This window comes from Spirulina major PCC 6313 (assembly GCF_001890765.1).
Taxonomy (GTDB): Bacteria; Cyanobacteriota; Cyanobacteriia; order Cyanobacteriales; family Spirulinaceae; genus Spirulina; species Spirulina major.
On record NZ_KV878783.1, the window covers coordinates 2,366,764 to 2,386,446 of the forward strand.

General features: G+C 54.1%; 18 protein-coding genes and 1 pseudogene. 11 read left to right on the forward strand and 8 right to left on the reverse strand.

Annotated elements, in window-relative coordinates; genetic code table 11:
• Nucleotides 1-12: 12 nt before the first annotated feature.
• Nucleotides 13-927, reverse strand: a complete 915-nt coding sequence (locus tag SPI6313_RS10345) for a branched-chain amino acid transaminase (protein ID WP_072620928.1) — start codon at nucleotides 925-927, stop codon at nucleotides 13-15.
• Between the two features lie 39 nt (nucleotides 928-966).
• Between SPI6313_RS10345 and SPI6313_RS23500 the strand changes: the two genes are divergently transcribed.
• From SPI6313_RS23500 to SPI6313_RS10365, 5 genes are all read left to right on the forward strand, one after another.
• Nucleotides 967-1,113, forward strand: coding sequence for a hypothetical protein (locus SPI6313_RS23500; RefSeq protein ID WP_175551116.1), 147 nt, complete (start codon nucleotides 967-969; stop codon nucleotides 1,111-1,113).
• 19 nt (nucleotides 1,114-1,132) lie between these two features.
• Nucleotides 1,133-1,711: a putative antibiotic biosynthesis monooxygenase gene (locus tag SPI6313_RS10350; protein WP_072620929.1), complete on the forward strand. Its 579-nt coding sequence runs from the start codon at nucleotides 1,133-1,135 to the stop codon at nucleotides 1,709-1,711.
• Nucleotides 1,712-1,997: 286 nt separating this feature from the next.
• Nucleotides 1,998-2,525: a hypothetical protein gene (locus tag SPI6313_RS23990; protein ID WP_072620930.1), complete on the forward strand. Its 528-nt coding sequence runs from the start codon at nucleotides 1,998-2,000 to the stop codon at nucleotides 2,523-2,525.
• Nucleotides 2,494-3,225, forward strand: a complete 732-nt coding sequence (locus SPI6313_RS23995; protein ID WP_217650564.1) for a transposase — start codon at nucleotides 2,494-2,496, stop codon at nucleotides 3,223-3,225. Before SPI6313_RS23990 ends, SPI6313_RS23995 begins: the two co-directional genes overlap by 32 nt.
• A gap of 42 nt (nucleotides 3,226-3,267) precedes the next feature.
• A complete protein-coding gene (locus SPI6313_RS10365) occupies nucleotides 3,268-3,747 on the forward strand; it encodes a hypothetical protein (protein WP_072620932.1) in 480 nt (159 codons plus the stop codon).
• Here the strand turns inward: SPI6313_RS10365 and SPI6313_RS10370 are convergent.
• The 5 genes and pseudogenes from SPI6313_RS10370 to SPI6313_RS10390 all read right to left on the reverse strand — a co-directional run bounded on the left by SPI6313_RS10370 (nucleotide 3,702) and on the right by SPI6313_RS10390 (nucleotide 6,636).
• A complete protein-coding gene (locus SPI6313_RS10370) occupies nucleotides 3,702-4,127 on the reverse strand; it encodes a hypothetical protein (RefSeq protein WP_072620933.1) in 426 nt (141 codons plus the stop codon). The genes SPI6313_RS10365 and SPI6313_RS10370 overlap by 46 nt on opposite strands.
• 82 nt (nucleotides 4,128-4,209) lie before the next feature.
• Nucleotides 4,210-4,941 carry a hypothetical protein gene (locus tag SPI6313_RS10375; protein WP_072620934.1) on the reverse strand — a complete coding sequence of 244 codons (732 nt, stop codon included), beginning with the start codon at nucleotides 4,939-4,941 and terminating at the stop codon, nucleotides 4,210-4,212.
• 210 nt (nucleotides 4,942-5,151) lie between these two features.
• Nucleotides 5,152-5,379: pseudogene (gene secG / locus SPI6313_RS10380) on the reverse strand (preprotein translocase subunit SecG); the annotation flags it as partial.
• A 419-nt stretch (nucleotides 5,380-5,798) separates the two neighbouring features.
• Nucleotides 5,799-6,161, reverse strand: a complete 363-nt coding sequence (locus SPI6313_RS10385; protein WP_072620936.1) for a Spx/MgsR family RNA polymerase-binding regulatory protein — start codon at nucleotides 6,159-6,161, stop codon at nucleotides 5,799-5,801.
• 103 nt (nucleotides 6,162-6,264) lie between these two features.
• Nucleotides 6,265-6,636, reverse strand: a complete 372-nt coding sequence (locus tag SPI6313_RS10390; RefSeq protein ID WP_072620937.1) for a ribosomal protein L7/L12 — start codon at nucleotides 6,634-6,636, stop codon at nucleotides 6,265-6,267.
• Nucleotides 6,637-6,855: 219 nt separating this feature from the next.
• On the opposite strand from SPI6313_RS10390, the gene SPI6313_RS10395 reads away from it, so the two are divergent.
• Nucleotides 6,856-7,755: a sulfotransferase family protein gene (locus SPI6313_RS10395; protein WP_072620938.1), complete on the forward strand. Its 900-nt coding sequence runs from the start codon at nucleotides 6,856-6,858 to the stop codon at nucleotides 7,753-7,755.
• A 1-nt stretch (nucleotide 7,756) separates the two neighbouring features.
• On the opposite strand, the gene SPI6313_RS23510 is transcribed toward SPI6313_RS10395, so the two are convergent.
• The gene (locus tag SPI6313_RS23510; RefSeq protein WP_175551117.1) at nucleotides 7,757-7,909 is read right to left on the reverse strand and encodes a hypothetical protein; all 153 of its coding nucleotides are present in this window, start codon (nucleotides 7,907-7,909) and stop codon (nucleotides 7,757-7,759) included.
• Between the two features lie 245 nt (nucleotides 7,910-8,154).
• Here SPI6313_RS23510 and SPI6313_RS10400 point away from each other — a divergent pair, with 245 nt between their 5' ends.
• From SPI6313_RS10400 to SPI6313_RS10420, 5 genes are all read left to right on the forward strand, one after another.
• Nucleotides 8,155-10,944: a PAS domain S-box protein gene (locus tag SPI6313_RS10400; protein WP_072620939.1), complete on the forward strand. Its 2,790-nt coding sequence runs from the start codon at nucleotides 8,155-8,157 to the stop codon at nucleotides 10,942-10,944.
• A 2-nt stretch (nucleotides 10,945-10,946) separates the two neighbouring features.
• Nucleotides 10,947-12,731 (forward strand): EAL domain-containing response regulator, encoded by a 1,785-nt coding sequence (locus tag SPI6313_RS10405; protein WP_072620940.1) that lies wholly within the window; start codon nucleotides 10,947-10,949, stop codon nucleotides 12,729-12,731.
• Between the two features lie 74 nt (nucleotides 12,732-12,805).
• Nucleotides 12,806-13,711 carry a sulfotransferase family protein gene (locus SPI6313_RS10410; RefSeq protein ID WP_072620941.1) on the forward strand — a complete coding sequence of 302 codons (906 nt, stop codon included), beginning with the start codon at nucleotides 12,806-12,808 and terminating at the stop codon, nucleotides 13,709-13,711.
• 66 nt (nucleotides 13,712-13,777) lie between these two features.
• Nucleotides 13,778-14,734, forward strand: coding sequence for a sulfotransferase family protein (locus tag SPI6313_RS10415; protein ID WP_072620942.1), 957 nt, complete (start codon nucleotides 13,778-13,780; stop codon nucleotides 14,732-14,734).
• Between the two features lie 184 nt (nucleotides 14,735-14,918).
• Entirely contained in the window at nucleotides 14,919-15,635 is a 717-nt protein-coding gene (locus SPI6313_RS10420; RefSeq protein ID WP_072620943.1) for a biliverdin-producing heme oxygenase, read from the forward strand.
• A gap of 159 nt (nucleotides 15,636-15,794) precedes the next feature.
• On the opposite strand, the gene SPI6313_RS10425 is transcribed toward SPI6313_RS10420, so the two are convergent.
• Nucleotides 15,795-19,637 (reverse strand): CHAT domain-containing protein, encoded by a 3,843-nt coding sequence (locus SPI6313_RS10425; RefSeq protein WP_072620944.1) that lies wholly within the window; start codon nucleotides 19,635-19,637, stop codon nucleotides 15,795-15,797.
• Nucleotides 19,638-19,683: the final 46 nt, after the last annotated feature.

The window sequence follows — 19,683 nt, forward strand, 5'->3', positions numbered from 1 at the left end:
TAGCGATCGCAATTAATCAAGAGACACGGTATAGACCCAATCAGCATAGTCTGGATCGCGGTTTTCAGTGATAGCCGTGAGTTTATCGCGGAGTTGGGAAGTGATCGGTTTCTCTTGGGGGAGATGGTAGTTTTCGATCTGTTTAACGGGGGTAATTTTCGCCGCCGTTCCACTTAAAAACACCTCATCCGCAATGAACAATTCCGACTTATCCACCGGCCGCTCAATCACCGTTAATCCCATTGCTTTGGCAATCGTTGTGACGCTATCACGAGTAATACCTTCGAGAATGTCTTGCTCGTAGCCAGGGGTGATTAGTTGACCGTTGCGAATCAGGAATAAATTCATCCCCGACGCTTCACAAACCTTGCCTTGGGAGTTCATTAAAATCGCTTCATCAAAGCCCGATTCGACGGCTTCAGTTTTCGCCAGGGATGAGGTAATGTATGCGCCGCTGATTTTGCCGCGTAGGGGTAAACTGCGGTCTTCTTGGCGATACCAGGAACTAATCCGGCAGGCAACCCCATCAGGAGAGAGATAATCCCCTAATTCTAAACCATAGACAAAAAAGTCTTTTTCAATGTTATGGAGTCGTGGGGCAATTCCGAGGTCAGAGGTATAGACAAAGGGGCGAATATAAAAGGAGACAGTGGGTTGATTCTTTTTAATGAAATCAACAATAACATGCTCAATTTTATCGGCGGGTAAATCGAATTGCAGCAACCGCGCACTGTTGCTGAGGCGTTGGCAGTGGCGATCGAGGCGAAAGAGCAGAATTTGCCTGGGATTGTTGGGGTCAGGGATGCCGCGTAAACCGCCAAATGCGCCGGTTCCGTAATGGAGGGCATGGGTGGCAATGGAGATATTCGCGTCTTTAAACGGGATAAATTGACCTTGTAGGTAAGCGGTGGGGAGAAAGTTATGCATCGTTGCTAAAGAGCGGAGTTGGCTCATTAGTATATCCCATTGGCTTGGGGCCTGTATAGCGGCGCGATCGCTCCTGTGCCTGTGCCTCTTGCCGGGTCGGATCATGATAATTTAAGCATGGTCAAGGATACAGTCGTGAGCCAGTCCGGTGGCTGGATTGTGGTGCTGTGCAACGATGACGAGTGAGACGCGGGGACGATAAGGAATGGATGAGGCAGCACAGGAAACGCCGGTGACGTTGGTGATTTCTGAGGTGGTGGCGAGCGATCGCATTGCCGAATATGAAGAATGGACGAAGGCAATTAACGGGGCGGCGCGGTCTGCACCGGGTTTTGTCGGGGTGGAGATCATCCGTCCCCGTGACCCGAACTACCTGGAATATGTGGTGATCGTGAAGTTCTCGGCGTATCGTTATTTGCGGGCTTGGGTGCAGTCGGACACCTATCGGTTATGGATTCGGCGGGCGGATCATCTGGTGCGCGATCGCGCCCTCCAAGACCAACCCGACGGCATTGAACTCTGGTTTACCCTCCCCTCTAATCACATTCGCGATCGCCCCCAACCCGCCTATTACAAAAAAGTGATCATCGGCATGATGGCGGTCTATCCCCTGATTTTGCTGGTGAATCAGGTGGTGGGGCCCTTTTTAACCGGGTTGCCGCCAAAGGTGGCGCTGTTGGTGTCGGTGCTCTTCGTCTCGGCGTTGATGACCTATCCGGTGATGCCACTGTTAACCCGGTGGTGCGATCGCTGGCTTTACCCCCCGGTGCGATCGCGTTTTTAATGAAGACCGAAAATCACCTAAAACACTAATACGGAATTACACAGAAATTTTCGCCATAACATCCCTACAGGGTATATAGCGAATTGCGAAAAGATGAAGATGCTACTTCCCCCTTTGTAAGGGGGATTGAGGGGGATATTCGTACCGCAGTTTTCCTAAAACCGCTATATTACACAGGTAGAATCTTAATAAAACCCGTATAGAGTTGATTACCTGATTGACTGACAAAAGAAGTGGTAGGGATAGCTAAAGAGGTTGCCCTGACTGAAATACAGAGAATTAAGAAATGGGAGTCAGTCCTCTAGAATTGAGTTACCACAACAAAACTCTGGAGAACTGTGAAAAAAACTCCCAAATTTACAATGCCCTGAAAACCTGGTTGGGTCAAGACATCCCCTGGGCGCATCTGAGCCACCTGACTACCTGCATCTGGATGGTCATCGCCGTCATCCAAACCGGAGCAGTCAACCTCACGAAATGGCTGCCGTATCTGCCCTGTCGAGGATTGTTTGCCCAAAGTAAACAGCGGCGAGTCCGACGCTGGCTGGGCAATAGCCGCATCAATATTCATCGACTCTACAAACCCATCATCAAAGCCGCCTTAGCCGATTGGCAGGATGAGGTGATGTACCTGAGCTTAGACACCTCACTATTTTGGGATGAGTATTGTCTGATTCGGGTGGCTGTGGTGCATCGCGGTCGTGCTTTACCCCTAGGCTGGCGTGTGTTGGCTCATCCCAGTGCCTCGGTTGCCGCCAACACCTACCGAGAACTGCTCCAAGATGTCGCTCGACTCCTACCGCAAGGGGTGTAAGGTGGTGCTGCTGGCTGACCGGGGCTTTGTGCAGACGGAGACTATGACGCTGGTGCGCACCTTCGGCTGGCATTATCGCATCCGCATCAAAAGCAATACCTGGCTTTGGCACTCTGCCAAGGGCTGGAGCCAACCAAAAGCGTTTCATCTCAAACCCGGTGAAGCCCTCTGCTGGCACAACGTCAAACTTCACAAAGGTGAATGGTATGGTCCGGTTCATGTCATTTTCGGTCGCAACAATGTCAATGGCGAGTTTTGGGCGGTTGTCAGTGATGAACCGACCCACCTCCAGACTTTTGCTGAGTATGGTCTCCGGTTTGATATCGAGGAGGCGTTTCTCGATGACCAGTCTGGGGGTTGGCACCTCCAATCTTCCCAACTTCGCTCAGTTTGTGTTCTTTCCCGTCTCTGCTTCATTCTGGCTCTGGCGACTCTCTATGTCTCAGCTCAGGGTCTTGAGGTTGTCCAATCGGGCAAGCGTCGCTGGGTTGACCCCCATTGGTTTCGCGGCAATAGCTATTTTCGTATCGGTCTTGAGTGGATTCGTACTGCTCTCCTTGAGGGCTGGCGCTTGATTCGGCTTGTTGCTTTCTTTTCTAATTCTGACCCTGAACCGGCTATGGCTTCTCGTCCTCAGCATCGGCAACGCTCTTATCGCCTTGAATTCCAGTTTTGCTCTTTTTCTTACTCCCCTGACTGAATCTTTTGTCCGTCAATCAGGGTTGAGTCTCTCGTTTATCATATGCGAAGAATACTTGACAGCTTAACACAACTTACCTATCTAATAACAGACAAAGAAGAATTCAATAAAAACAAGGCTATAAAACATAATGAAATTGGACGGGTAGCTACTTTGAAAACGGCTAGAAACGAATTTGAGGCAGTTCTTATTGGAAATGGTAATGAGTACGCTGGAGATGCCACGGACTTTCTTGCAACCATTAACAGCCTGTTTAATAGTTTTAAACATTGCCTGATGCATGAAGAAAGCTGCATTTTGATGGGAGTAGATTTCCCAACAATTGTTTCATACCACGCAAAAAACAACAATCACAACAACGAGATTGTATACCACAATCACAATGCATTTCACATAATGATGGGATTCCAAGATAACGTCACGAGAATAATAAAGAACCAAAAACTATATCAACAAATAAAAACTAGATTGGGCGATCAAGAAACTCCCAACGACTCTAATCCTATATCCAGAACAGAATGACCCCGCCAGCGTAACAGGGCGATCACTTGAGCTTTGCACAGCATAAAACGCTCTGATTCTAATCGTAGAGTTTGCAGTTCTTGCTGCTCTGCCCCGGTCAAGTCTCGATCTTGATTTGCGATCAATAAATCATCATAACGAGTCATAGTTTCTGAAGGTTTTTGGCTGCGGGCAATACGCCACAATTCATCATCACTGAGACGATCCAGTGCCGCAACATCTGGCTGATAGTCTGCTGGTACATCCTGCCAATCGGGTGGACTGCCAATCTCTAACGCTCTCAAAATTACGTCAGTCAGTGTTTTACGGGTTGCCTGGGCAATCTGAATCAGGCGGGCATAGGTATGCTCAGGAATATCAATCGTGACCGTATTACTCATGGTTGTTCGGCTGTAACTTGCCCAGGTTGCGGGTTTTTCTATTGTATAAATTTCGAGGGTTTTGGCTCCCGATTGATTGGGCTTAGGGTTGGATGGGCCAGCCGAGGCGGGTGGGTGCTTGGTAGACGCGGCGCAGGGTGCGGAGGTCACGGCGGGAGATGGGGGGCGGGTCGCTAACTTGGGACGGATAGAGGGCATCGTTTGGGTTGGGGCTATGACCCCAGAGGCCGAGGGCGTGGCCGAGTTCATGGCGGGCTGTGCCTTGGATGCGGTGGGGGGGTTGGTCGGGGTTGAGGTAGAGGGTGAAACGGTGGGCGAGATGGGGGGGCGGGTGACGCTCTAAATAGAAGGTGTAACGGGCTTGGCCGTGCTGGGCATCGGGGATGATTAAGCGGCGTTGCTCCCGGTCGATGCGGATGGTACGGGGTGGGCGCGATCGCATCACCACAATATCGGCAGTGTCTGGATCAGCCGCTTCTACGAGGGGAAAATACACCGCCCAATCTGCGATCGCCCCCCGCACGGACTGCCGCCACTGCGAATCATCGTTATCTTGAATCGCCACCGTGACGGGAAACCGTGACCACACCAACGCCCCCACGGGGGTGGGTTCAATTGCGTCGAAATAGTCCTCTGGGGAATCTGAGGCAGCTTGGCCCACCGGCATGGGGGCGGTCAACTGTTGGAGGGCAGCGGGTAGGGGGTGCGATCGCGGTTCGGGGAGTTTCGCCGCCGGACTCGCAGGAGCCGTCAGCCAGAGAATCAACAGCGCGATCGCGCCACTCAAGCCCACCCATCGCCAAAAACGCCCCATGGTTACTGCTCCCCCATCAACACACCAAAACCACCCCCCTGCTGACCAAGGGGGACAAGGGGGATCACGCCGATCCATCCCCAGGGCGATCTACTCCTCAGCCGGAAGCGTTTGGGGAATGGTTGGTGCATCAGGAGTTACAGGAACCAACGGTTCAGACCCGTCCGGTTGGATAATCGCATCGGAGGGAGTCACATTTGCCGACGGAGTCCCCAGCCAACCCGCTGCCAACGCCACGGTTAAGCTCATAAAAATCACACTCAGCAGCCAGGTTACGCGGTTGAGGGTCGTTTCAGCGGTTTTCGCACTGGTGAACAGTTGCGCTTGACCGCCGATTCCGCCAATGCCATCCCCTTTCGGACTGTGGAGAATCACCAAAATAATTAAAAATAAAGCGGAGCCCGCCCAAATAAATTGAGCAATTTGCGTTACATCCATAGCAAGTTATTTACGTCAAAAATGGCACGGTCATCCGGGGATCACCGACTGTCTAGCTTAACATTCTCTATCCCTCCTGCTGTGGTGTCTACTGCTGATACCCAACGTTCTAATCTTGACCTAGCCTGCGTTTGATCTCCCTTTCAGTCAGGGCAGCGAGCTAGAAGCTCGCACTACAAAGGATTCCAGGCAGGGTAGTTTGATCTCCCTTTCAGTCAGGGCAGCGAGCTAGAAGCTCGCACTACAAAGGATTCCAGGCAGGGTAGTTTGATCTCCCTTTCAGTCAGGGCAGCGAGCTAGAAGCTCGCACTACAAAGGATTCCAGGCAGGGTAGTGTGAGCCTCTGGCTCACTTATACCAGCTTCAAACTAACACCTTGGGTTATGTCTAAGCAGGAGCTGCTGTGGCGCAGTGGCGGATCAGGTTCCGGGCCCCAAAATCGCCCGCCGTTTTTCCTCATTGGCGCGGAAGCCGACGAGTACCGCTTGCCCCTCTTTGACGAAAAGGGGGCGTTTTAATAGCATCGCATCGGCGGCAAAGGCGGCGACCCATTGGGCATCCGTCCAGGTTTTTTTCTCGTCGCCAATCGCTCGGTAGGACTGGCCGGAGGTGTTGCGCATCGGTTTGCTGCCGAGGGTGGCGACCCAGTCTTGAATCAGGGCGGCGGTGGGGGGGTGGGTTTTGGTGTTGATGAATTCGTAGGCGATCGCAGTCTCATCCAACCAGGCGCAGGCCTTTTTACAGGTGGTGCAATTGGGGATGCCGTAAACGAGGAGAGTCATGGGGATTGTGAACAAGGGAACGATAGGCGATCGTAGCAAAACCAGGCCAAAAAAAGGGCCAGCGATGGCTGGCCCCAGGAGCAAAGGAAACGATCAAAGAGGGTTAGCGAAAGGACACCGATGCGCCGTAGGATTCGAGGTAGGCGCGGATTTTGGCGGCTTCGCGGCCATCGACGGCGGTTTTCAGGATGGCGGGTGGCCGTTTTACGAGGGCTTTGGCTTGTTTTAAATCTACCCCCGTCACCATCCAGACGGCTTTGGCGATCGCCACCCGACGATTTGACGGCACGGCATCGAGTACCACATCGCAGGTCTCTAACGCGATCGCGCCATTGTCCATCCCTTGGAACCACTTCACGGGCATCGCCCCCGCATCCACCCCAAAGTTGAACTCGATTTGGTCGATCAATTCGCTGGCTTCCATCAGGGTTAAGGTTTTCATGATCTCGATGATTTGGTTCACTTTTGCAGACATGGCGCACCTCCCCATTGCCTTGAGGGTGGATCGGGTTCAGTCGGTTAACGTTTCGCCCAATGGTGGGAATTACTTAGATTGAGTTTGAGATTTCTTTAATGTTACAAGCGTAATACATGAGCGTCAAGCCCGTTAGGTTTCGTTGCGATCGCGATCGGTGCGTCAGAGATTGGGCTATGGTTGGACAGAACCGAGGTTTGGAGGCGCGATCGCACCCCGATGACATTACCCAATTTCCTCATTATTGGCGCACCGAAAGCCGGGACAACCTCCCTCTATCGCTATCTGCGTCAACATCCCCAAGTGTTCATGAGTCCAGCGAAGGAGCCGAATTTTTTCGCCTTTGGGGGCGATGCGCCGCCGGATTTTAACGGACCGGGCGATCGCGACGAACCCACCACCCTCGACCTGGCAACCTACCAAAACTTATTCGCCAAAGTCACTGACGAACTCGCCGCCGGGGAAGCCTCCACGGTCTATCTCTACAGTCCCGACGCACCCCAACGCATCCATGCCACGATCCCCGATGCAAAACTAATCGCCATCCTCCGCAACCCCATCGATCGCGCCTTTTCTAACTATCTCCATCTCCGCCGCAGCCAACGCGAACCCCTCCCCGACTTTGGCCAAGCCCTCCAAGCCGAAGCCGAACGCATCGCCAACCATTGGAAACCCTTTTGGTATTACCAAGCCCAAGGATTATACGGGCAACAATTGCAGCGTTATTTGCAATATTTTGAGCGCGATCAGTTGGGAATTTGGCTCTTTGATGATCTGAAAAATGATGAACTGGGCACGATTCGCGAAATTTTCACGTTCCTCGGTGTTGATCCCACGTTTCAACCCAATACCGGGGAGCGGGTGCGCGTCACGCCCCCCGTGCCGAAAAATCAATGGTTACACAATCTGCTCAATCGCCCCAACCCGTTAAAAGCGATCGCGAAATCAATCCTGCCCCAGGGACTGCGATCGCAAGTATCCGCCCAAGTCAATCAAAAAAACCTCACCCAGCCCAAACCCACGGAGCGCGATCGCGCCCAACTCATCGCCTCCTATCGCGACGACATCGAACAATTACAAACCATTCTCCACCGCGATTTATCCCACTGGCTCCGCTAGACTACGCCTGATCCTGCATCGTGGCGATCGCAGCCAGCAGCTTCGGGGTTGTGGGGGAGTTTTCGGGCTTCTGGCGGTGGGGGTGACGACGGCGATCGCGGTCTGTAGAATGACCGGCAATGAACGGAATGGATGCAGTGTTGCACGGTATCATGGTGCGTAGCCTGGCAAGCGATCGCCGCTTTGGTGACTCCATCCATGATTGTGAATCCGTTATGGTGAATCTGTGTGGTTCAGTCACTATTGGAGCAGCCCACGTTTGTCCCCTGTTAAGGATTCAGCGTGACCATGAGGGAAGAGGATACATCGGCTACGGTATCGCAGGAGCAGCCTGATGGCATAGTCGTAACGTCGTCCCAGGCTCCACTATCGACGCGGCTAATCGCTCAATATCACTGTTTGACCGAGTTAAGCAATGCGATCGCTCAGCATCGATCCTTACCCGATCTTTGGGCTTGGGTGGTGGCGGCGGTAACCCAGGCTTGGGACTGCGATCGCGCCATTGTCCGCACCGCCCTCAACAGTTGGGACATTGTCGCCGCCCAGGGTGAACTCACCCCCGACCCGAAATCCTGGTGGTCTGCCGCCCCCCTCGAATGTCCCTTAGATGCCCCGATCCTGTCCCGCTGGCTTGCCATTCTCTACACCGGGCAAGCCTGGCAGCCCGATCCCCACAGTTATTGTGTGCCGATTCAAACCGATCAGGGACTGTGGGGTATGTTCCTGGTGGAGCAGTCCGCCACGGTTCCGGCCTGGACGGCCCAAGAACGCCAGGGGTTAACCCTGGTGGCGCAACAAATGGCGATCGCCCTCCAAGCCCGCACCCCCTCATCCCTCCAGCCGCCGGATCTAGCTCCGCCCCTGTTTCTCCATCATCTGCTGAATAGTGATCCCAATATTGTCTTTGTCAAAGATTGGGATGATCACATCATTTGGGCAAATCAAGCCTTTGCCCAAAAGTATGGCCGTCCCCTAGAAAGCATTATTGGCAAAACCAGCCTCGAACTCGGCCACCATACCCCCGAAGAAGTTCAGGTTTTTGTGGAGCAAAATCATCACGTCATCCGCACCCAAACGGATTTATTGATTCCGGAGGAATGTTGCACCGATGGGCAGGGCAAGCAGCAATGGTGGCAATGGCTGAAACGCCCGTTTTCAATGCTGGGGCAGTCCCAACAGTATGTGTTGGGGATTGGGGTGAATGTGACGCAGCATCGTCATGCAATGTTGGCCTTGCAACGCAGTGAGCGGCGTTATGTGTCTTTGGCGGAATTGGTTCCGGTGGGGATTTTCCATGCTGATCCTCAGGGGCATCTCCATTATGTCAATGAGCAATGGACGGAGATCATGGGAATTCCGGCCATTGAGGCGATTCAAACCCAGTGGTTGTCGTTGGTGGGGGCGGAGGGGGGCGATCGCGACGGCAACCCTTGGCAACCACCCTGTAGCCCAAGCACCACTCTGAAAGCAGAATACCAATATCAACACCCCGACGGTTCCACCCGCTGGCTCTTGGAACAAACGGCCCCGGAACGCAATAGCGAGGGTCAGATCATTGGTTACCTGGGGACGATTATTGACATTAGCGATCGCAAAACCCAAGAAACCCACCTCCAACGCCTCAACCTCGGACTAGAACAACGGGTCAGCGATCGCACCGCCGCCCTGCAATCCACCACCGGCCACCTCATGGCCCTGATTCAAACCCTCCAGATCGGCGTGTTAGCCACCGATGCCACCGCCCAAATCGTCCTCGTCAACAAAGGCTTTCGGGAACTCTTTCCCACCAGTCCCGATCCAGATACCGCCGTCGGTCTGCCCCTGCTCACCTTTCTCACCTCCTGCCAAGACCAATTCCTCACCGCCACCGACTTTATCCAGCATTACCATCACTTTCTCAACAGCCGCCACCACAGCATCCATGCCGAACTCGAACTCTCCACCGGTCAAGTGGTGGAATGGGATTGCGTCCCGATTTTAAGCGAAGATCAGTACCAGGGCAGCCTCTCCATGTATCGGGATATCACCGAACGCAAACAAGTCGAGCGGAGTTTACGGGACAGCGAAGAACGCTTTCGCGCCATGTTTGAGCAGGCGGCCATGGGCATTGCTCAATTGGATTTACAAGGGCGCTTTGTCCAGTTCAACCAGCGTCTGTGTGATATTTTGGGCTATGACGCAGCCACCCTCCGATATCAGCGGCTCCGGGATATTGAGGTGCAGTCCGACTCTCCCGCCCCTCAGGACAATCGCCTAACCCCGACGCAGTGGAATCAGTTTCTCTGTGGCATGCGTGAAACCTATGCCCATGAGCAGAAATATCGGCGGGCGGACGGGAGCTTGGTCTGGGGACACATGATCTTATCTTTAGTGCGCCAAGTGGGAGGGGAGCCGGATTATTTTATTGCGATTTTGGATGATGTGAGCGATCGCAAACAAGCCGAAGCCGAAATCCTCCGCGCCCTCGACACCGAAAAAGAACTCAACGAACTCAAAACCCGGCTCATTGACATGGCCTCCCATGAATTTCGCACCCCCCTCACCACCATCCTCGGCTCGGTCGAACTCCTGCGCCTCTACGGCCAGCAATGGGATGAAACCAAACGCTACAAATACCTCCAACGTCTGCAAGATGCCGGCTTACGGATGAAAGCCCTTGTGGATAATGTCTTAACCGTCAGTCGGGCCAATACCGAACGCCTCACCCTCCGCCCCCATTTTTTTGATGTCATCGAATTCTGCCGCAACCTGATCGACGAGTTAACCATGGGCCAGGGCTGCCAAACCATCGTCTTGCAAACCGAAGGGAGCTTGCGCGATCGCTCCCATTATGTTGTGTATCTTGAAGAACGATTACTCCATCATATTTTGAGTAATTTACTCTATAACGCGATCAAGTATTCTCCCCCGGATAGTCTAATTCAGGTGGGCCTGACGGTTGAGGATCAACGGTTAATTTTCCGGATTGAAGATCAAGGGATTGGCGTTCCCTTTGCGGATCAAGATCGTCTCTTTGATGCCTTTCATCGGGCCCGCAATGTGGGCAAAGTGCCAGGAACTGGACTTGGGCTAAATATCGTCAAAAAATATGTTGAATTGCAGGGGGGGACAATTGTGTTTTGTAGCAAAGAAGGATTTGGCACCACATTTCGTGTTGCTTTGCCACTCATCGAGGAGGTCGCGAAATAGCCATGGATTCATCCCACGTCACAATTTTAATTATTGAAGATGAGGTGTCGATTCGCGAAATTATTGGCGAATGTTTACAGGCGGAAGGATACCAGATCCTAGAAGCGGAGGATGGCTTGGCGGGAGTGCATCAGGCGTTGTTGTGTCAGCCCGATTTGATTCTCTGTGATGTGATGATGCCGAAGTTGGATGGGTATGAAGTGTTGCAACGGCTCCAGGCGAACCAACAGACCCAAAGTATTCCGTTTATTTTTTTGACGGCGAAAGGTGAAAAAGAAAATTTTCGCTATGGGATGGAGTTGGGGGCGGATGACTATTTGACGAAGCCGTTTACGGTGCGGGAGTTGCTGAAGGCAGTGTTAACGCGCCTCCGGAAGCGATCCTCTGTGCTGGACTCCGGCGATCGCGCCCTGACTGCAACGCTGCCAGCCCCCACGCAACAGCGAGTTGGGCGTGATCTCTTGACCAATTTGCCGATGCGCTGGAGTTTGGGGGAGCCGTTCCATCAACTCTATCAAGATTATTTAGGGCAGCAACAGAGACAGGCTCATATTGATTGGTGTTTGCCGTTGTTTTGTCTGAGTTTGGATCGGTTTGAACGGATTACGACCACGTTGGGCTATGACTGTGGGGATCAGTTGTTGCAAGCGGCGGCGTTGCGATTACAGGATTGGGTGGGCGATCGCGGGTTTCTCGCTCGGCTCAGTAGCAGTGCGGAGTTTGCGATTCTGTTTCATCCCTTGCCCTATGACCAAGTGATCGCGTTGTCAGAGCAGGTGTTACAGCGGTTTGCGGAGCCGTTTTTGTTAAATGACCTCACGGTGATTGCGCCGCTGAGTGTGGGGGTGGTGATGGCCCCGGTGCATGGCACGATGTTGAATCCCCTCTTGCAGGCGGCCCGCACGGCGAAACAACAGGCGCAGCAACTCGGCGGCAATCATGCTCAGATGTATCAACCGAGTCCTCAGTATGTGCTGCCCAATGCGAGCGATATGATTGTGCTGGAGACGGATTTACGGTATGCGATCGCCCGCAATGAACTCCGACTCTACTATCAACCCCAAGTCTGTTTAACCAGTGGCGAAATTATCGGGGCCGAAGCCTTAATTCGCTGGCAACATCCCACCCGTGGTTTGATGACACCGGGGCACTTTATTCCCATTGCCGAGGAAACGAATTTAATCGAATCGATCAGCCATTGGGTGGTGCAGCAGGCGACCCAACAGGCGATGCAATGGCGGCAGGCGGGGTTGGGTTCCTTGCGCATGGCGGTGAATATTTCGGCCTGTCATTTTAATCATCCCGACAGTTGCCAACGGTTGATCGATTTGCTGACTCGTGCGATCGCCGACTATGACGCTCTGGAATTAGAAATCACCGAAAGCAGCTTAATGTATGATTCCACCGTCACCGTAGAACGGTTTCATCAACTCAAACGCCTGGGCATGCAGATTGCGATCGATGATTTCGGCACAGGCTATGCCGCCCTCCATTACCTCCAACAATTCCCCTTTGATAGCTTAAAAATTGATCAATGTTTCGTCCAAAACATTGATCAAAACGCTAAAAATCAAGTCATTCTTCGCACGATTTTTGAACTTGCCCAATGCTTAGAACTGCGAGTGGTGGCCGAAGGGGTTGAAACCGCTGCGGAATTGGAGATGCTGCGACGGTATCGGTGCGATGAAATCCAAGGCTACTTGTTTAGCCCGCCGGTTCCTGGCCCGGTCTTTACAGAGTTTCTAGAACAGCATAAAACCTTACCCTTGACGCGGCTGCTGTCCTAAACAGGGGGGTGTATTGTCGTTTGTGACGTTGCACGCTATACCTAAGCTAGGAAATCGCCTCTAGACCTGACACAATGCCAAATTCGCCTCGTTTTATCATCATCGGCGCGATGAAATGCGCCACCAGCAGCCTTTATCAACAGCTAGTGGCTCAACCGGGAATTTTCATGACGACCCCCAAGGAGCCTAACTTTTTCAGTGATGATGATGTCTATGCCCAAGGGATTGAGTGGTATCAGGGCTTGTTTGCCGCTGCGCCGCCTGCGGCCCTCTGTGGAGAAGCGAGCACCCACTACACGAAGCTGCCCACCTATCCCGATGCGATCGCCCGCCTCAAAACCCATCTCGGTACAGATGTGAAGTTGATTTACATGATGCGGCATCCGGTGCAGCGGCTGGTGTCCCACTACATCCACGAATGGACTCAGAAGGTGATCGACACCAAAACCGATATTAATGCCGCGCTGGATCGTCACCCCGAATTGATTGCCTATAGCCAATACAGCCAGCAAATTCGCCCCTATCTGGAAACCTTTGGCCCGGAAAATGTGCTGCCGATTTTCTTTGAGCAGTTGTGTAATGCGCCTCAACAGGAACTGGAGCGGGTCTGCCAATTTATTGGCTATCCGGGGTCGCCACAATGGCAGGAGTTGGAGCGGGATAATGTGTCGAGTCAGCGGCTGCGCAAAAGCCCGTTGCGGGATGCGATCGTCCAAGCGCCGATCTTGAAAACGATCCGCAAACGGCTGATCCCTCAGGCGGCGCGGGACTGGGTGAAAGGGTTGTGGCAAATGAAGCAACGTCCTGAATTAGCTCCGGAGCAGTTGCAACGAGTGACAGAGATTTTTGATCGTGATTTGGCTCAGTTGAATGAGTGGCTGGGGACGGCGTTAACCTGTGCCACGTTTAAGCAGACGGCGCAGGTGAGTCCGGAAGGTTGGCCGGGTTGGGGGTCGTCTGCTGCGGTTCAGGAGTCTTAACGGCAAGGGTGCGATCGCATCACCATCATCAGCAACGGCATAAACGCAGAGGAGAGGATTGAGGACATGGTGGAAACACAAGACCCCATTTTTTTAGTGGGGGCAGAATATTCGGGCACGGTGCTGCTGCGGTTGATGTTGCACAATCACCCCCAAATCACTTGGTGTGATGAGTTTGAATATGCCGTGACCTGGGTGGATCATCAGGGGCGATTTCCGGATTTAGCCACCTACCACGATTGGCTGTCTACCCATCGCATCTTTCAGTCGCGGGGCTTCATCATCGATGTCAACTTGAGTTATCCGGACTTGGTGCATAGCTTTTTAGAACAACAGCGAGAACGGCATCAGAAGCCGATTGTGGGGGCGATCGTCCATGAACATTTTGATCGGCTATTGGCCCTTTGGCCCGCTGCCCGGTTTATTCATCTCGTGCGCGATCCGAGGGATGTGGCCCAGTCCTGTGTAGAAATGGGGGTGGCGGGGAATGCCTGGATGGGGGTACAGCGATGGCTGACGGCGGAATTACTCTGGGAAGGGTTTAGTTTGCAACTGACGAGCGATCGCTTCATTGAAGTGCGCTACGAAGATCTGATGGCCGACCATCTCACCGTCTTAAACGATCTCTGCACCTTCATCGGTGTACCCTACAGCGATGCGATGCTACGCTATCCCGACTACAGCGATTACGAACTTCCCACCCCGGCAGGCCTACAGGCTTGGCAGCAGACCCTCAGCCCGGACGGAGTGCGCCAAGTGGAAACGCGGGTGGGGGATTTACTCTCGCTGCGGGGCTATGAACCCAGCGGCCTCACCCCTCTATCCTTGAACACTTACAAGCGTCTCGCGCTCACGGTTGAGAGTTGGTGGAAACGGGTGCAGTTTCGCATCCATCGTTACGGCTTGAAACTTTTCATCGCCGACTTTTTTACCCGTCGATTGGGATTGAAAGAACTCCATCGCCCCATTCAATACGAACTGAATGAAATCGATCGCCATTACTTGAAAAAATCTTGGCGATAAGGGCAAAGGATGAATGGGGCGGCAAGAGTGCGATCGCCCCCCCGGTTTAGGGTTAGACCTGCCGCAAACTCCCCGCAGCCTGTAACGATTCTTAACACCGTTTCTCAGCAAATCAGTTTAACCTAACAAACTAGGTCACTAATTTTCCGTTTAAAACTCCATATCATAGAACAGGATATTAAGTATGAGTGTCAACTTAGCTACAATGCTCAAAGAAGGGACGAAAAAGTCCCACACCATGGCAGAAAACATGGGTTTCATCAAATGTTTCTTGCGGGGCGTAGTCGAGAAAACCTCGTACCGGAAGCTTGCAGCTAACCTCTACTATGTCTACGGTGCGATGGAAGCCGAGATGGAACGCCTCAAAGACCATCCTGTCCTCGCCCCAGTCTATTTTCCGGAACTGAACCGCAAAGCCGCCCTCGAACAAGATTTAGCCTTCTACTATGGCCCCCAATGGCAGACCGAAGTTGCGATTTCCCCCGTGGGCCAAGCCTACGTGGATCGGATTCGTGAAATTGCCAACGAACGCCCGGAACTCCTCGTGGCGCACCTCTACACCCGCTATCTCGGCGACCTTTCCGGGGGTCAAATTCTCAAAAAAATCGCCGTTACCGCGATGAAGCTCGAAGACGGCGAAGGCACGGCGTTCTACGAATTTGAACAGATTCCTGACGAGAAGGCCTTCAAAACAAAGTATCGGGCTGCCATGGATGCGTTACCCGTTGACCAAGCCACGGCCGATGCGATCGTGGATGAAGCCAACGCCGCCTTTGGCATGAACATGAAAATGTTCGACGAACTCGAAGGCAACTTGATTAAAGCGATCGGGACGATGCTCTTCAACAGCCTCACCCGCCGCAACAGCCGGGGCAGCACCGAAACTGGCTTGGCGACCTAAATTCCCCCCAGGCGGGGATTAAAATCCCCGCCTCAGAGCGAAAACCCGTTCACACGGGTTCTGGAGTGGGCGATCGCCCACTTTCGCTATGAGCCCAGAACTTCAGGTCTGGGCGGTGCGGGGTTCAGCAAATTCATCCCCCTTTCGGGTGCGGTAGGGTTACCAAGGGCTGCCCACCATTACGAAACTGCTCCAGTAGTAGGGGTGTCGAAATTGGCGGGAGGTGGTGAGGTCGCCGGGGAGGGAGAAGGTGGCGGTGGGCGATCGCAATTCTCCCCCCTCCAGCACCACCTCGCCCCGCAGCATCGCCAGTTGGGCCTGTTGGAGGGCTTGGGCGCGGATCGGGGCGGTTTTGAGGGACTGATAAAAACTGCTCATCAGGCCGAGCGTACCCTCATCGCTGACATACCAGAGACTACCGAGAGAGGTTTTCACCCCAGCAGCCACGGCCAAACCCGCAAACCCCAATTCTGCCTCTGCATCCCCTAAGACCGTCCGGCAAGCACTGAGCACCAACAGATCTACCATCGGTTGATGAAAATTGAGCGTCCGAATTTGATCGAGGGACAATTGTTGATCGCCCCAAAATTGGAGGTAGGAGTTACCGATCGCGCCGGGTTGAAATTCGCCGTGGGTGGCCATGTGGATGATGCCGTAGGGGGTGCGATCGCGCTGGTTGATCGCATTGGCTGGGGTAAAGTCTGGATTGAGCAAAATCGTGCCCGGCCAGAGTTGGTTGGCGATGATATCCAATTCACTGGGCACAGCGGGGAGGGGGGCTTGGTCGGTAAAGGTATCGGCTCCCATGGCCAAAACACTCAGATTCGCCACATCGCTGTATTCAAACAAACTCAAAGACAGGCTCGGCATCATACTGAGGCTGTAGCGTTCGATCAGGAATTGCTGATCCTGCATCAACGCGGCGAAAGGTAGCGATCGCAACCCCTGATCCGGCAGAATCGCTAAATGTTCCACCCCCCGCGCCTGTAACGCCGCCTCGATCGGCGCGATCAACCAGTCATACAACTGCCGCGCCGATCGCTGATAAGCATTCGAGGTGACACTCTGCACCCCGCGCTGCATCTGTCGCGCCAATTGTGTCACGTTTTCCTGAGTCACCCCCCGCATCGGCACACGAATCGGCTTCTCTTCCTCATCTCCGGTGATCAACAGTAAATCCAGGGTGGCATTCTCCTCTGTGAACTGGGTTGATGTGACCCCTTGGGCGAAGGGAGTCGCGGCAGGGTGGGCCGGATCTTTCCCGTGGGCTTTGGTGCGATCGCGGTCTCCCGTTCCCATCAGACCAGGGGTGAAGCTAATGTAGAGCAACGCGGGCTTAACCCCGGTGCGTCGTTCCACGGAGCGGAGCAATTCGCGGGCTTGATCCACACTGACCACCTCTGGGCTAGGGAGGCCGAGATGGGCGGCAAACGTATTGGTAAACTGTGCTTCGAGGCTGGTGAACTGGGACGCGGTGAGCGGCTCAAGCCCACCGAGGGGATCAAGCCCTGAATCGCAGAAGGGGGGGCAGGTGTTAAAAAGCTCACCCGCACCAGTGGTGATGCTGGCGGTGGTGGTGATGCTGGCGGTGCCCGTACTAATGCGATCGCTCCCGTTGAGGTCAAAGAGGGTCACCGTTCCCGTGAAGGTGCTGTCGGGGGTGAAGGTGATCACGTCGCCGGGATTGAGGGTGATCGGGGTGGTGCGATCGCTAATCGTGACCCCGTTGAGGGTGAAGGTTCCCGACGCGATCAAGTTCGAGAGGGTGAGGGTTGCGATCGTATCGCCGTCGGAGTCGCTAATCTGCCCTGCCAATTCAGCAAAGGTGAATTGCGTCGGCTGGCCCGCTGCGGTTGTGACGCTGAATCCCTGCACCGCAGGCGGACTATTCACCGACGTGATCGTCGTTTGCGGCCCCACCGTTACCGTTGACCCATTGGCCGTCATCGGCACGATTTGAGCCGCCACCCCAGCCGTCGTGCTAATCGCCTGCACCCCATTGACAGTATCATCACCAATCTCAAAATTCACATTGTTCGGCCCGCCATCATGGGTAATCGACACCGACCCCGATGTGGTTACGCCAACCGTCTCAATCGAGGTTCCCTGAACCGTGCCCCGTGCTGCGATCGTCACATCTCCCCCGAAGGACGTGTAGGGGGCAGCATTGCTGGCGGTGGTGGTGATCTGCTCAAATTCGATATTTCCCGATAGGGCACTGGTGGTGAGGGTGACATTTCCCGCCACGGCAGCAGTGGGGCTAGCAGAATTGGAAGAGGTGTCAATATCCTCAAGGCTAATCGGGCCGCCTGCGGTAACCGTCACAGCCCCCGCCGTGCTCCCATTGGTTGTCACACTGGTATTCAAATCCTCCGCCGTTACCGAGCCCCCCGCCGTCAACGTAATCGCTTTCGTCGAGCCCGTCGCCGCTGATGTGTTCACCGATCCTAGAGCTAAATTACCTCCCGCCGTCAGGGTCACGCTTTGGTCTGCCTGGATCGTGTCATTGGTATCGTTCATTGTGATGTTGCGGCCCGCCGTGAAGGTGATCGGCCCTGATGCCAACGCGAGGTTAAAAAGATTATCAGCGGCATCTTCAAAAATAATGTCGTTTGTAGCTTGGAGCGTAATCGATCCGGCAATACTTTCAAGTTCACTTTCAAAAATGTCTGTTGGCCCCGGATCGGCAAACAACAGCGAACCGCTAAACCCTGAAACTCCCGCCCCCGCCCGAATCGTGATATTCGTCGGGTCAAGCAACACCGACCCCATCTCCCCTTGGGGCGCAGCCGTATCTACCCTGCCCCGAAAGGCGAGATTTTCCGCCCCGGACACTTCCACAAAACCACCATCGCCGCCGTTCTCGCCCCCCCGCGCTGAAATATCGCCGTAAAACTGCGTGGTTTGATCCGCCCAGAGAATCACCCGGCCACCGTTTCCCTGGTCGATCGCATCGGCGCGAATCTCGCTGGTTTCGTCCATCACGGTCAACTGCGCCCGTGGCATCGCGCCGCTGCCTTGTTGTTCGCCGCCGATCAAGACTGTGCCGCCGCCGTTGGTGCCGCTGGCGTTGATCGTTGCACCACTGAGGGCGATCGCATCTCCCCCAATCACCACCGTTCCCCCCTGTTCCCCCGCCACATCGATCGTGCCATTGTGAACTGCTAAACCGGGCGCGATCGGGATTTCCTTCGCGGTGCTTTGCAGCTTCAGCGTCCCGGTGCTGGTTATGGTGACATCGCCCCCGGTTAAGAGGCTGGGCAAATCGAGGGGCGCGATCGTCGTCGCGGTCAGATCCTCGGCGGGAATCTCAAGGCTGAGGAGTTGCCCCGGTTGCGAGAGGCGGAGAATATTCTCCCCCGGAACCGCCGTGATCAACACCTCCCCGGATGCCGCCGTGAGCGTTCCCGTATTAATCACCGTCCCGCCAATCAACCCCAACCGCTGCCCCGTGTTGACGCTCAGATCACCATGATTCATCACCGCCCCCGGTTCCCCCTGCGTAAACCGAAACTGAAACGGCATCCCTGTTAAAGCCCCATAGTCCATCGCCCCCACCGCATCAAACCAGCCACCATCGCTCAAACCAATCCCATCCGCCGTCGTCGCGAAAAAATCCCCGCCCACATTCAGCCGCGCCTGTGACCCAAACACAATCCCCGCCGGATTGATCAGATATAAATTCGCATCACTGCCTACCACCTCCAGCAGCCCATTAATTAACGACCCATCTCCCCCCACCACGCGCCCCAAAATATTGATCACCTGGGGATTGCTGAGAAATGTCGCAGTTTGAGCAGCAGTGAGGCCGAAGGACTCAAAGCTATGAAACAGGTTAAGGTGATCGGCGCTAAGGCTGCCCCCCGTGATCGAGATGCGATCGCCGCTTGAGGTGACCATTGTGCCAGTTCCATCAGCGGCAGGGGTGATGGTTTGGGCCAAGGCGAACGGGGCAGAACACAGGCTACAGGTTAACGCAGCAACAGAGAGTCGCAATTTCATCGCAGGATTGAGGTGGAGTCATGCTATTTTGCTCCACGATAACCTG